Source organism: Microbacterium sp., from assembly GCF_036823965.1.
Lineage (GTDB): Bacteria > Actinomycetota > Actinomycetes > Actinomycetales > Microbacteriaceae > Microbacterium.
Genome location: NZ_DAITBE010000013.1, coordinates 73,134 through 86,770 on the forward strand (window position 1 = coordinate 73,134; position 13,637 = coordinate 86,770).

13 protein-coding genes are annotated in these 13,637 nt (G+C 68.9%); 4 read left to right on the forward strand and 9 right to left on the reverse strand.

The features are described 5' to 3' along the window. Positions 1-14: 14 nt before the first annotated feature. The 6 genes from V7Z82_RS17065 to V7Z82_RS17090 form a co-directional block, all read right to left on the reverse strand. A complete protein-coding gene (locus V7Z82_RS17065) occupies positions 15-815 on the reverse strand; it encodes an HpcH/HpaI aldolase family protein (protein WP_334152934.1) in 801 nt (266 codons plus the stop codon). Beyond that, on the reverse strand, positions 800-1,585 hold the full coding sequence (locus V7Z82_RS17070; protein WP_334152936.1) for a fumarylacetoacetate hydrolase family protein: 786 nt from the start codon (positions 1,583-1,585) through the stop codon (positions 800-802). The genes V7Z82_RS17065 and V7Z82_RS17070 overlap by 16 nt, the downstream gene beginning before the upstream one ends. Positions 1,586-1,771: 186 nt before the next feature. Further along, a complete protein-coding gene (gene hpaD, locus V7Z82_RS17075; RefSeq protein WP_334152938.1) occupies positions 1,772-2,908 on the reverse strand; it encodes a 3,4-dihydroxyphenylacetate 2,3-dioxygenase in 1,137 nt (378 codons plus the stop codon). Positions 2,909-2,940: 32 nt separating this feature from the next. Further along, entirely contained in the window at positions 2,941-4,437 is a 1,497-nt protein-coding gene (gene hpaE, locus V7Z82_RS17080; RefSeq protein WP_334152939.1) for a 5-carboxymethyl-2-hydroxymuconate semialdehyde dehydrogenase, read from the reverse strand. Then, positions 4,434-5,144, reverse strand: a complete 711-nt coding sequence (locus tag V7Z82_RS17085) for a GntR family transcriptional regulator (protein ID WP_334152940.1) — start codon at positions 5,142-5,144, stop codon at positions 4,434-4,436. The genes hpaE and V7Z82_RS17085 overlap by 4 nt, the downstream gene beginning before the upstream one ends. Next, complete coding sequence (locus V7Z82_RS17090) at positions 5,141-6,679, reverse strand: fumarylacetoacetate hydrolase family protein (RefSeq protein WP_442927649.1); 1,539 nt, start codon at positions 6,677-6,679, stop codon at positions 5,141-5,143. Before V7Z82_RS17090 ends, V7Z82_RS17085 begins: the two co-directional genes overlap by 4 nt. A 142-nt stretch (positions 6,680-6,821) precedes the next feature. Between V7Z82_RS17090 and V7Z82_RS17095 the strand changes: the two genes are divergently transcribed. Then, the gene (locus tag V7Z82_RS17095; RefSeq protein ID WP_334152943.1) at positions 6,822-8,201 is read left to right on the forward strand and encodes an MFS transporter; all 1,380 of its coding nucleotides are present in this window, start codon (positions 6,822-6,824) and stop codon (positions 8,199-8,201) included. A 101-nt stretch (positions 8,202-8,302) separates the two neighbouring features. Here the strand turns inward: V7Z82_RS17095 and V7Z82_RS17100 are convergent, their stop codons facing one another. Further along, complete coding sequence (locus V7Z82_RS17100; protein WP_334152945.1) at positions 8,303-9,007, reverse strand: IclR family transcriptional regulator; 705 nt, start codon at positions 9,005-9,007, stop codon at positions 8,303-8,305. 143 nt (positions 9,008-9,150) lie between these two features. On the opposite strand from V7Z82_RS17100, the gene V7Z82_RS17105 reads away from it, so the two are divergent. The 3 genes from V7Z82_RS17105 (at position 9,151) to V7Z82_RS17115 (ending at position 11,792) form a co-directional block, all read left to right on the forward strand. After that, a complete protein-coding gene (locus V7Z82_RS17105) occupies positions 9,151-11,022 on the forward strand; it encodes an FAD-dependent monooxygenase (protein WP_334152947.1) in 1,872 nt (623 codons plus the stop codon). Positions 11,023-11,069: 47 nt separating this feature from the next. Continuing rightward, positions 11,070-11,351, forward strand: coding sequence for a histidine kinase dimerization/phosphoacceptor domain-containing protein (locus tag V7Z82_RS17110; RefSeq protein WP_334152952.1), 282 nt, complete (start codon positions 11,070-11,072; stop codon positions 11,349-11,351). Between the two features lie 66 nt (positions 11,352-11,417). Next, complete coding sequence (locus V7Z82_RS17115) at positions 11,418-11,792, forward strand: VOC family protein (RefSeq protein ID WP_334152948.1); 375 nt, start codon at positions 11,418-11,420, stop codon at positions 11,790-11,792. On the opposite strand, the gene V7Z82_RS17120 is transcribed toward V7Z82_RS17115, so the two are convergent. Both V7Z82_RS17120 and V7Z82_RS17125 read right to left on the reverse strand, forming a co-directional pair. Continuing rightward, entirely contained in the window at positions 11,780-12,226 is a 447-nt protein-coding gene (locus V7Z82_RS17120; protein ID WP_334152950.1) for a VOC family protein, read from the reverse strand. The genes V7Z82_RS17115 and V7Z82_RS17120 overlap by 13 nt on opposite strands. Positions 12,227-12,357: 131 nt before the next feature. Beyond that, a partial coding sequence (locus V7Z82_RS17125; protein WP_334152951.1) for an HNH endonuclease signature motif containing protein occupies positions 12,358-13,637 on the reverse strand: 1,280 nt, incomplete at its 5' end.

Sequence of the window (13,637 nt, forward strand, 5' to 3'; positions counted from 1 at the left end):
CGACGGATGCCGCGTCAGTAGCTCGCGCGATCCGCGCCCGCGGCTGCGACGAAGCGAGCGGTGAGGGCTTCGGATGCCCGTGCCAGCAGCGCCACGTCTGCACCGACCGCGACGAAGTCCGCGCCGCCGGCGATGTAGGCATCGGCGGCGACCGGATCGAAGGCGTTGACGCCGACCGGCTTCCCCGCGGACTTCACCGCGGTGAACACCTGCTCGACCGCCGCGACGACGTCAGGATGGGTCTGCTGACCCAGCAGCCCCATCGACGCCGCGAGGTCGGACGGGCCGACGAACACGGCATCCACGCCGTCGACGGCCGCGATGTCGCCGGCGGCCGCGACTCCTGCGGCGGTCTCGATCTGCACCGTGAGCGAGGTGTGCTCCGCGGATTCCTGCAGGTAGCGGTCGACACGATTCCAGCGGGCACTGCGGGCGAGCGCACTGCCCACTCCGCGCACGCCTGCCGGCGGGTACCGCGTGGCTGCGACGGCTGCGCGTGCCTCATCGGCGGATGAGACCATCGGCACGATCAGGTTCTGCGCGCCGAGGTCGAGGATCTGCTTGATCGCGACCGTGTCGTTCGACGGCACCCGCACGAGCGGGACGATCGGGTAGGCGGCGACGATCTGCAGCTGCAGCAGCACGGATTCCAGCGTGACCGCGGAGTGCTCCATGTCGATCAGGAGCCAGTCCAGACCCGAGCCGGCGGCGACCTCGGTGACCACCGGGCTGCCGGAACACGCCCACATGCCGATCAACGAGCGGTCGGATGCCGCGAGGCGCTCGCGGAAGGACGGGTCTAGACGAAGCGGCATGTGATTGTTCCCATCGGTCCGTAGTCGCACAGCACTGCATCGCCCCGCGACACCCACATCGGGCGTGTGAACGATCCTGCCAGGATGACCTCGCCTGCTTCGAGACGCGCGCCGTGCTGATGGAACTTGTTCGCCAGCCAGGCGACGCCAGTGGCCGGATGGCCGAGCACGCCGGCGGCGACACCGGTCTCCTCGATCTCGCCGTTGCGCGAGAGCACACCCGGCACCCAGCGCAGGTCGATCTCGTCGGGACGCTTGTGCACATCGCCGAGGACCATCGCTCCGTAGGCTGCGTTGTCGCTGATCGTGTCGACGATCGTGCGGCCCTCCAGTTCGATGTGCGAGTTCAGCACCTCGAGCGCGGGGACCGCGTAGTCGATCGCGGCGAGAGCATCCTCCAGGGTGCAGTCCGGACCCTCCAATGGATGCTTCAGCACGAACGCGAGCTCGACCTCGATGCGCACGTTCGAGAAGTGGTCGACCGGGATCTCGGCGCCGGACTCGTAGACGGTGTCGTCGAACATCACACCGTAGTCGGGCTCGGTGATGCCGGTGGCCTGCTGCATCGCCTTGGAGGTCAGGCCGATCTTGCGTCCGACGAGTCGACGTCCGGCCGCGATCTGCGTGTCCCGCCACACGCCCTGGATCGCGTACGAGTCCTCGACCGTGGCCTCGGGGTATCGGGCGGTGATCCGCGGAATCACCGAGTGCGTGCGGTCGGCCTCCGCGAGCTCGGCCGCGATCTGCGCGACGGTGTCTGCTGACAGCATCCGGGTTTCTCCTTCGTCGATCTGTGTCGTCGGGCCCTTCGACGGGCTCAGGGACCCAAGGTTGGGGATCTGTGTCGTCGGGCCCTTCGACGGGCTCAGGGGCCGAGAGGTCTGGTCAGGACCCAGTGGTCCGGTCAGGGACCCGAGGCTGGGTCGCTGAGCCTGTCGAAGCGTCGGGTGATCCGTCTAGAGCTGGTTGCCCAGCTTCTTCTCGCCCTCGTCCGCGCGGGTGTACGAGAAGCCGTCGGCGCCGATCGTGACCGCCATCTCGCTGGAGTCGGTGCGCGCCACGACGGGCTGCGGGTTGCCGTCGAGGTCGAGCACGAGCGAAGCATCCGTGTACCAGCTCGGCACGACGGGGTTGCCCCACCAGTCGCGGCGCTGGTTGTCGTGCACGTCCCAGGTGATGACCGGGTTGTCGGGGTCGCCCGTGTAGTAGTCCTGCGTGTAGACCTCGACGCGGTGCCCGTCGGGGTCGCGCAGATACAGGTAGAAGGCGTTGCTGACGCCGTGGCGGCCGGGGCCGCGCTCGATCGAGTCCGAGCGGCGGAGCGCACCCAGCTTGTCGCAGATCGCGAGGATGTTGTGCTTCTCGTGCGTCGCGAAGCACACGTGGTGCATGCGCGGGCCGTCGCCGCCGGTCATCGCGGTGTCGTGCACGGTGGGCTTGCGGCGCATCCACGCGGCGTAGACCGTGCCCTCCTCGTCCTGGATGTCCTCCGTGACCCGGAATCCGAGGTCCTGCATGAACCCCACGGCGCGCGGCACGTCGGGGGTGACCTGGTTGAAGTGGTCGAGGCGCACCAGCTCGCCGGGGATGTGCAGGTCGTAACGCCACGACATCCGCTCGACGTGCTCGGACTGGTGGAAGAACTCGTAGGGGAAGCCGAGCGGGTCGACCACGCGCACGGAGTCGCCGATGCCCTGCACGAAGCCGCCGGTTTCGCGGCGGACCTCGCAGCCGAGCTCGGTGTAGAACTCGACGGCGCGGTCGAGGTCCGCAGGTGTGCGCACCCGGTACGAGAACGCGGCGACGGCGGCGATCGGTCCCTTGCGCAGCACGAGGTTGTGGTGGATGAACTCCTCGGTGGAGCGGAGGTAGATGGCCTCGTCGTCCTCCGCGGTCACATACAGCCCGAGGATGTCGACGTAGAACTGGCGAGATGCAGCGAGGTCGGTGACCACGAGCTCCATGTACGCGCAGCGCAGGATGTCGGGCGGGGTGCTCTTCGGCGTCGCGACCGGGTTGTCCGAGCGGATCGGCGCCTCCTGGGAGACGTAGTAGCCCGCTGAGGTCAGGGTCATGTCGTCACGGTTGGTCATGTCAGCGTCCTTGCAGATCAGGGAGGGCAGGGTCAGTGCTTGCCGAAGGTCGGGTTGTGCGCGCCGCCGAGCGTGATGTGCACGCTCTGCTGGTCGGTGTAGAAGTCGATCGAGCGGTACCCGCCCTCGTGGCCGAGGCCGGAGGCCTTCACGCCGCCGAACGGGGTGCGGAGGTCGCGCACGTTGTTGCTGTTCAGCCACACCATGCCGGCCTCGACGGACTGCGCGAAGTTGTGTGCGCGCTTGAGGTCGTTGGTCCAGATGTACGCGGCGAGCCCGTACTTCGTGTTGTTCGCGAGCGACAGTGCCTCGTCGTCGGAGTCGAACGGGGTGATCGCGACGACCGGTCCGAAGATCTCCTCCTGGAAGATGCGGGCGTCGGGGGAGACATCCGCGAACACGGTCGGTGCGACGAAGTTGCCTTCCTCGAAGCCCTCGGGACGGCCGCCACCGGCGACCAGGCGTCCCTCGGTCTTGCCGATCTCGACGTAGCTCATCACCTTGTCGTAGTGCTCCGGGTGCACGAGCGCGCCGACCTCGGTGGCCGGGTCGTGCGGGTAGCCGACCTTGACGCGCTTCGCCTGCGCGGCGTAGCGCTCGACGAACTCCTCATAGATCGAACGCTCGACCAGGATGCGGGAGCCTGCCGTGCAGCGCTCGCCGTTGAGGGAGAAGACGCCGAAGATCGTGGCGTCGACGGCTGCCTCGAGGTCGGCATCCGCGAAGACGACGGCCGGCGACTTGCCGCCGAGCTCCATCGAGAGACCCTTGAGGAAGGGAGCGGCGTTGCCGAAGATGATCTGCCCGGTGCGGCTCTCGCCGGTGAAGGAGATGAGCGGCACGTACGGGTGCTTGACCAGGGCGTCACCGGCGTCCTCGCCGAGGCCGTTCACGAGGTTGAAGACGCCCTGCGGGAGTCCTGCCTCCTCGAAGATGCCGGCCCAGAGCGATGCCGAGAGCGGCGTGAACTCGGCCGGCTTGAGCACGACCGTGTTGCCGGTCGCGAGTGCGGGGCCCAGCTTCCACGACTCGAGCATGAAGGGCGTGTTCCATGGCGTGATGAGGCCGGCGACCCCGATCGGCTTGCGGTTGACGTAGTTCATCTGGCGGCCGGGCACCTTGAACGCGTCATCCGACTGCGCGACGATCAGGTCGGCGAAGAATCGGAAGTTCTCGGCGGCGCGACGAGCCTGACCCAGCGCCTGCGTGATCGGCAGGCCGGAGTCGTAGGACTCGAGCTCGGCGAGGCGCGCATCGCGGGATTCGACGATGTCGGCGATCTTGTGCAGGACGCGGCTTCGCTCGCGGGGCAGCATGCGCGGCCACGGCCCCTCCTCGAAGGCGCGCTTCGCGGCTGCGACGGCCAGCTCGATGTCGGCCTTCTTGCCGGCTGCCGCGGTCGTGTAGGTCTGGTTGGTCACCGGGTCGAGCACGTCGAAGGTGTCACCGTCGACCGAGTCGACGAAGGCACCGTCGATGTAGTGCTGGATGTGGTCGGGAAGATCGGCGGGAATGCGCGAATCGGTCATGAGTCTTCTCCAGGGGTTCTGTGGGAACGGGCATGCAGTGCGTCGAGGAAGGCATCCCTCGTGCGCAGGCGGTGATTGCGGGCGGCGAGCTCGATCTCGAGCGGCTCTGCGCCGTCGCGGATGAGCTGCAGGATCTGGGTGTGCTCCTCGACCGAGTGCTGCGCGCGGCCCGGCACGTAGGCGAAGGTGGAATCACGGATGCCGGACAGACGCGCCCAGCCGCGATGCACCAGATCGAGCAGGTGCGGGTTCGGGCACGGCTCGAACAGCACCGAGTGGAAGCGGCGATTGAGCTCGGTGAACGCGTGCGCATCGAGGTCGCCGAGCATGCGAGACATCGTGTCGTTGACGGCCTCGGCCGCGTCGAGCGCGCGTGCGTCGAGGAACGGGGCGGACAGCGCGGTCGCCGCGCCCTCGACGAGGCCGAGCGTCTCCATCGTGTGCGCGTATTCGCTCTCGTCGACCAGCGTCACGCGAGCGCCGACGTTGCGCTCGAAGGTCACGAGCCCCTCGGCCTCGAGCCGGCGGATCGCCTCGCGCACCGGCACGACACTCATGCCGAGCTCCTCGGCGATCGAGCCGAGCACCAGGCGGTAGCCGGGGCCGAACGCGTGGCCGGAGATGCGGGAGCGGATCCAGACGTATGCCTGCTCCGACTTGCTGGCGCTCGCGGTCGCGGTGGCGGTGGCGGTGGTGATGTCACTCATGCGCTCTGGGTCCCTGCGCCGGTCGCAGCCGCGTACCGCGCGCGCCATTCCGCGTTCAGCGGGAACAGCCCGTCGACCGGGTGGCCGGCCGCGACCTGCTCGGCGATCCAGGCATCCTCGATCTCCTGCGCGACCGCAGCCTCGGCGACCTCCTCGGCCAGCGCCGGCGGGATGACGATCACGCCGTCGCCGTCGCCCACGATGATGTCGCCCGGCTGCACTGCTGCACCGCCGCAGGCGATCGTGACGTCGATGTCCCACGGCACGTGCTTGCGGCCGAGGACCGAGGGGTGCGCGCCCTGCGAGAAGACGGGCAGGCCGATCTCGGCCACTGCGTCGAAGTCGCGCACACCGCCGTCGGTGACGACGCCCGCCGCGCCGCGGACCTTCGCGCGCAGGGCGAGGATGTCGCCGAGTGTGCCCGTGGTCGCGTCGCCGCGGGCCTCGATCACGATGATCTCGCCCTCGTTCACGGCGTCGAACACGCGCTTCTGGGCGTTGTAGCCGCCGCCGTGACTCGCGAACAGGTCTTCGCGGAAGGGCACGAACCGCAGCGTCCTGGCGGTGCCGACGATCTTCGTCCCATCGATGTTCGCGGTGACGCCGTCGATGAAGCAGGCGTGGTGGCCGCGCTTGCGCAGCTGGGCGGAGAGCCCGGCGGTCGGCGCCTCGAGCAGCGTGGCGCGGAGTGCGGGGGAGAGGGCGACGGATGCTTCGACGGGCGCGACGACCGATTCCTGCGCGGGTGCCTCGCCGTTCCGGGTCTCTGAGCGGGTCGAAGGGTCATCCGGCAGCCCAGCCGCCTCGCGCGATCCCCAGGCCTCGGTGCGCTGCAGGTCGTCGACCGCCGGGAGCGAGCCGAGCTCGCCGTCGAAGGGCACCTCGCCCTGCGTCACGGTGGTCACCAGGCGTCCGGATGACGGCGCGCCGGCGGCATCCGGCGCATCCACCTCGATCTCGACGACGTCGCCTGGCACGATGACCGAGGAGCCGGCCGGCGTGCCGGTGAGGATCACGTCGCCGACTTCGAGCGTGAAGTGCTGCGAGAGGTCGGCCACGAGCTGCGCGAGCGGGAAGATGAGCCCTGCCGTGGTGTCGTCCTGCCGCAGCTCGCCGTTGACCCAGGCGCGCACGCGCAGAGCGGCGGGGTCGACCGTGCTCGCATCGATGAGCTCGGGGCCGAGCGGCGTGTAGCCGTCGCCGCCCTTGGAACGGACGTTCGAGCCCTTGTCGTTCGCGCGCAGATCGTAGAGGCCGAGGTCGTTCGAGGCCGTCACCCAGCCGACGTGCGACCAGGCGTCCGCGAGCGACACGCGCCGGGCGGGAGTGCCGATCACGAGCGCGATCTCGCCCTCGAAGGCGAGCAGCTCGGTGCCCGCCGGACGTTCGACCGTGCCGCCGGTGGTGCCGACGGAGCTGGCCGGCTTGAAGAAGTAGGAGGGAGCGGCTGGGCGACGTCCGCGCTGATCGGCGCGCGAGGCGTAGCTCAGGTGGATCGCGATGATCTTGCCGGGGCGGTCGATGGGATCCGTCACGGGGCGCCTCCTCGCGCTCGATTCCGACGCCTTGTGCGTCGTATCCGAAATCATATATCATCGGTTCACCCCTCGGCAAGCAATCAGGATTCACGTCCGCTGCACGCCGTGACAATGCAGTCACAACCAAAGGAGACACCCCATGAGCGGGCAGTCACAGGCCGGGTTCACTCCCACCGGCACCATCGCATCGGCGGTCGATCGGCGCAGAGTCGTCTTCGCGACCGTCGTCGGCACCACCGTCGAGTGGTACGACTTCTTCATCTACGCGACCGCGGTCGGACTGGTGTTCGGTCAGCTGTTCTTCGAGCCGCTCGGTGCCAACAGTGCACTGATCGCGTTCGCGACCGTCGGCGTCAGCTTCCTCTTCCGCCCGCTCGGTGCGTTCCTCGCCGGCCACTACGGCGACAAGCTCGGGCGCAAGACCGTGCTCATGTGGACGCTGATCCTGATGGGGGCGGCCACTGCCCTGATCGGCATCCTGCCCACCTATGAGACGATCGGCATCACGGCGCCGATCCTGCTCGTGCTGCTGCGCATCATCCAGGGCATCTCGGCCGGTGGCGAGTGGGGTGGCGCCGTCCTGATGGCCGTCGAGCACGCGCCACGGACCAAGCGCGGCATCTTCGGCGCCTCGCCGCAGATCGGTGTGCCGCTCGGCCTGCTGCTGGCTTCCGGCGTGATGGCGCTGATGACCGCGATCGCACCAGGGGAGCAGTTCGCGATCTGGGGCTGGCGCGTGCCGTTCCTGCTCAGCGTCGTGCTGATCCTCGTCGGCTACTACGTGCGCCGCAAGGTCGAGGAGAGCCCGGTGTTCACCGAGCTGGCCGCGCGCAAGGAGAAGGCGCGGATGCCGATCGTGCAGCTGTTCCGCAAGCACGCGTTGCTGGTGATCATCGCTGCGTTCGTGTTCGCCGGCAACAACGCCGTCGGCTACATGACCACCGGCGGCTACATCCAGGGCTACGCGACGAACCCGGAAGGACCGATCGGCCTCGAGCGCGGTCCGGTGCTCCTGGCGGTCGCCGGATCCGCGGTCACCTGGCTGCTCACGACGCTGCTCGCCGGCTGGGTCTCCGACCGGATCGGCCGTCGCACCACGTACATCATCGGCTGGCTCATGCAGCTCGTCGGCGTGTTCACCCTGTTCCCGCTCGTGAACACCGGCGAGATCGGGCTGCTGTTCGTCGGCCTCGCGATCCTCACGATCGGCCTCGGCTTCACCTACGGCCCGCAGGCTGCGCTGTACACGGAGCTGTTCCCCGCCAGCATCCGCTTCTCCGGCGTCTCGATCTCGTACGCGATCGGTGCGATCGCGGGTGGTGCCTTCGCTCCGACCATCGCGACGGCGATCGTGCAGGCGACCGGTTCGACGCAGGCCGTGACCTGGTACCTCGCCGGGATGACGGTGCTCGGCCTCATCGCCACGCTGCTGCTGCGCGACCGTTCCGGCATCCCGCTGGGTCCGGATCACGAGGAGGAGCAGTCGGTCAGCCCGATCCGAGGTCTCGCTCGCGCCTGACGTCGCCACTCACGCTCCGGTCGCACGTCGTGTCGCTCATCGGCCTGCCGAACGACGCGACGTGCGACCGGAGCGCAGTGCGTGTCGGCTGGGCGGGGCGGCTAGCCGTCGAGCGCGTCGCGGATGACGGATGCCGAGCGCTGCAGTCGATCCGCGATCGCCGCGTCGTCGAGGTCGGTCGCGACGTGCACGACAGCGATCGCCGCCGGCCGGTGCCCGCGGAGCACGAGCGGGACGGCGACCGACTGCACGGTCGGGATGACCTCGTCGTGGCTGGTGCCGTAGCCGCGGAGCCGAGTGGTGTCGACCTCGGCGCGCAGTGCTGCGGACACGTCTGATGGCCACTCCGCCGGAGAGAGCTGCGCCAGGATCGCCTTGCCCGGGGCGCCGACGGTCACAGGATGCCGGGCGCCCGGACGCTGCGCGACGCTCGCGACCGCGTGGCGGGGTTCGACGCTCGCGAGCGTGATGCACTCGTCGGCGTCGAGCACTGCGAGGAAGCAGGTCATGCCGAGCTCGTTCGCGATCGCCGTGAGCTCGGGGAGGGCTTCGGCCTGCAGGTCGTACGCGACGCCGGCCGCGAGGGCGGCCATGCGGGCGCCGAGGCTGACGGAGCCTGCGGCGTCCCTGCCGATGAGCCCGTGGTCCTCGAGGGTGCGCAGCAGACGGTAGGCGATCGAGCGGTGCACGCCGAGTCGGGCGGCGATCTCGTCGATCGTGAGCGGATGCCGTGCATCGGCCAGGATCTCGAGGATTCGGATGCCGCGACTGAGCGTCTGCGATGCCGGGGATGCGCCGTCGGGCATGGGATTCCCTTGTGTTCCGCGCGAGCCGCGCATACGATGTGTTCAATAGTAGAACGGTATGTTCGAATATAGAACAACCGCTCGGATGACGCAAGACCCGACAGCGAACACCCGACAGTGATGTCCGGAAGGAATCGACGACGATGCAGTTCCACCACCACGGCTATGTCTCCGGCAACCCCCGCGTGCAGGACGCCGCCGGCACCGGAGTCGACCGGCCCGACGAGCTTCCAGCGACCGTCGACGTGCTGATCGTCGGCTCCGGACCTGCCGGCATGCTGCTCGCGGCGCAGATGTCGCAGTACCCCGGCGTCACGACCCGCATCATCGAGAAGCGCGAGGGGCGGCTCGTGCTCGGGCAGGCCGATGGCATCCAGCCGCGCAGCGTCGAGACGTTCCAGGCGTTCGGCTTCGCGGAGCGGATCGTCGCCGAGGCCTACAACATCGGCTGGATGAACTTCTGGGGCCCCGACCCCGAGAACCCGCAGCGCATCGTGCGAACGACCCGCACGGCCGATTACGCGTACGACATCTGCGAGTTCCCGCACCTGATCGTGAACCAGGCGCGGGTGCTGGACTACTTCGCCGAGGCGGCAGCAGACGGCCCGGCACGCATCGTGCCCGACTACGGCGTCGAGTTCCTCGGCCTCACCGTGCACGAAGACGGCGAGTACCCCGTCGAGGTGCGCGTGCGGCACGTGGCGGGGGAGCACGCCGGTGACGAGCGCGTCATCCGGGCGAAGTACGTGGCAGGGTGCGACGGCGCCCGCAGCGGGGTCCGTCAGGCGATCGGACGAACGCACGTCGGCGCCAGTGCGGCGCACGCCTGGGGCGTCATGGACGTGCTCGTGAACACCGACTTCCCGGACTGGCGCACCAAGTGCGCGATCAACTCGCAGGCGGGCAACATCCTGCACATCCCTCGCGAGGGCGGATACCTCAGCCGGGTGTACGTCGACCTGGGCGAGGTCGCAGAGAACGACGACCACCGGGTGCGGCAGACGCCGATCGAGGATGTGATCCGCAAGGCCAACGACATCCTGCATCCGTACACCCTCGACGTGAAGGAGATCGCCTGGCACAGCGTCTACGAGGTGGGGCATCGGGTCACGGACGGATTCGACGACGTGCCGGATGATGTCGACCGCACGCCGCGCGTCTTCCTCACCGGTGACGCCTGCCACACGCACAGCGCCAAGGCGGGCCAGGGGATGAACGTCTCGATGCAGGACGGGTTCAACCTCGGTTGGAAGCTCGGCTCGGTGCTCACCGGGCGTGCGCCCGAGGCACTGCTCGCGACCTACGGCGCCGAGCGTCGGCCGGTGGCGCAGCAGCTGATCGACTTCGATCGGGAGTGGTCGAGCCTGATGGCGCGCAAGCCAGAGGAGATCTCCGACCCGTCGGAGCTCGCGACGTACTATCTGGCGACCGCCGAGTTCCCCTCCGGATTCATGACGCAGTACACCTCGTCGATGCTCACCGGAACGGACGCGTATCAGGCCCTCGCCGCCGGATACCCGCTCGGCAAGCGCTTCAAGTCGGCGGAGGTCGTGCGGGTCGGTGACGGCAACGTGATCCACCTCGGACACCACGCCAGGGCGGACGGACGCTGGCGCGTCTACGCGTTCGGGGACCGAACGGGCGAGGCGCTCGCAGCCTGGGCCGCGGAGGCGGAGCCGGTGTTCGCGCGGTTCACGCCGACGGATGCCGACACCGACGCGATCTTCGACGTGAAGGCGGTGTACCAGCAGCCGTTCGAGGAGCTCGAGGTGACGGCTGCGCCTGCGCTGTTCCAGCCGAAGTCCGGCCCGCTCGGGCTGACCGACTGGGAGAAGGTCTACGCCGCGGGTCCGTCGAAGTGGACGGAGACCGACATCTTCGAGGCGCGCGAACTGTCGCGGGACGGCGTCGTGATCGTCGTGCGCCCCGACCAGTACGTCGCGGCGATCCTGCCACTGGATGCCGTGGGCGAGCTCGCCGGGTTCCTCGACGGGACGCTGCTGCCGGCTCGTTGACAGCGTCCGGCATGACACGTCCGGAATGACACGAGGGACGCGGAGCCCTGGCCCGCGATGTGCACGATCTGATCGGGCACTCGCTGACAGCGGTCGGACTCGAGGCGCGATCGGTGCGGCGGCCCATGGACTCAGCTCCGGAGCGTGCGAAGGCCGAGTTCGTCGACATCGAACGGCTCGCGGCCGAGATGATCGCCGGGGTGCGTTCGACGGTGTCGGGCGCCAGGGCGACGACGCTCGTCGAGCAGCTGGCGCCGGGCCGGGTGGTGGTCGAGGACGATGGCGTGGGTCTCGGAGCGAGCAAGGGCGGATCCGACTCGGCCTGGTGAGATGTCGGCGGTGCGGCGTACGGTGAACGCGGATGGGTCGACGGTGCCCACCAGAAGGAGTGCGCGATGGACTGGAAGATCGAACTCATCTTCGTGCCGGTGACAGATGTCGACAGGGCGAAGGACTTCTACGTGAAGATCGGCTTCAACGCCGATCACGACCAGACGCCTGTCGAGGGCCTGCGCTTCGTGCAGATGACGCCGCCGGGATCCGCGTGCTCGATCGCGTTCGGCACCGGCCTCGGGATCGAACTCGAGCCGGGGCAGCAGAACACGATCCAGGTCGTGGTGCCGGATGCCGATGAGGCGCTCGCGCACCTGCGCGGTGTCGGCGTCGAGGCGAACGGTGTCGAGGACCTGGACTGGGGTCGGTTCGTGACCTTCGATGATCCCGACGGCAACACCTGGACGCTGCAGGAGCTTCCGGACTACGGCGCCTGAGGCGGCGACTGCTCCACGGATGCGGGGGCGCCGTCGGCGACGAGGGGTTCGTCGGCGACGACCTCGACCTTGAAGCCGGCGGCGTTCTCGAGCCAGCCGGCGTAGTGGAGTGGCCCGCCGGCATGGGGGTACCGATCCTGGTAGAGCGGTTTCCAGCCGTGGTCGGATGCGCTGTGCATGATCGCGTCGACGTCGGTGCGGGTGCCTCCGTGGAACGCCAGGTGGTTGAGGCCAGCACGGCGACGGTCGTGCACAGGATCGGACAGGTTCGGCGACAGCGTGAACGTCAGGTACGCGTCACCCGCATTCCATGACTGCCCCTCGGGCCACTCTGCGTCGAGGACGAACCCGAGCTGCGGCAGCAGCCAGCTCCAGTCCGCGCGGACTTCATCGAGGCTCGACACCCACAGCTCGACGTGATGAAAACCAGGCATCGTCCGAGTCTGGCAGGTGATCGGAGGACTCGACGCGTGCGCCCCTGTCTGCACTCCCCGGTGAGCGCGTGGACGAGCATCGCTGAGTACGCCGGATCATCCGGTGAGTGCGCACATCGCATGGACGGGTGCTACCCGGTGAGTGCGTGGGTGAGTGCGGGTTGTGGGGTGCGCCATCGTTGTGCGGGGTCCCACCACGCGGGCCCGCGGACCTGGGGTGTGCCGTTGCCCATGCGGATCTCCCACCCACTCGTGTCGAGGGTGCGGTGGTGATGCCAGCACAACGCGACCCCGTTATCGGTATGGGTGGGCCCGCCGCGTGCGTGTTCTTGGACGTGGTGGATCTCGCACCATGACGCGGGGACGTGGCAGCCGGGGATGAGGCATTCCTTGTCGCGGAGGGTGATCGCCCGTCGTTGCGGGGTGGTGAAGATCCGGTCCGTGACGCCGATGCCGATGATGCGCCCTTCGGGGTCGAACAGGACCCGTTGGATCGTCCCACCGCACGCGGTGTGCCGGGCGGTCGCGACGGAGACGGGGGTGTCGATGCCGTCCACATGCGCCCACCCACGCCCGGTGGCATAGTCCTCCGCGGTCACGGACACGATCAATGTCGGTGCGGCACCGCCGAGCTTGGGCATGTCGTCGTGGCGGGCGGCGATTCCGAGGATCGCAGCGAGGGCGTCGTGCTGCTTCTGCGGACGGGTGCGGGTATCGACCATCCCACCCGCATCCCCCGACGGCAGCACATCATTATCCTGCCGCTCATCGTTCCCAGACCAGTCGCTCGCACCGTCGCTGCCAGACTGACCACCGCCGAACCAACCACTGCCACTGCCACTGCCACTGCCACCCTCGCTGTCGCTGCCACCGTCGCTGCCGTTCTCGCTGTCGACGAACCGCACCCCCGGGAGGGGCGGCCCGTCGACTTTCGGGTTCAGGTAAGCGTCGAACTGTCGTTGCAACGCCCCTGCGGTCTCCGGGAGCAGGTCCCCGTGGATCGGGACCAGGCCGTGCTTCGCGCGCCCGAACCGGATCCCGCGTCCACGCATCGCGATCTCCTCCGCCGGCTCCGCCCCATCCGGATCCAGATACGCCATGATCACCCGGGCGTACGCCCGCAAGTCTTCCGGCGTCGCCGGCGGCCCCACCTGAACACCCGCAGCACCCGAATCGCCCGCAGCGTCCTCGACCGCGACCAGCCCCCGCGCGAGCGCCGCGAGCTGCGCATCCGCCCGCCACCGCTGCACCGCACCCACCCGCCGCTGCGCCTCATCGACCGGACCCACCGCCGCCAACAACCCAGCGATCCCGATCGTCCCCTCCAACAGTGCTTCCCGCAGGCGCGGCCACCGGGCCGCCTGCCACCCACCCGACGACAGATCCTCCTCCCGGAACACCGACGACGCAG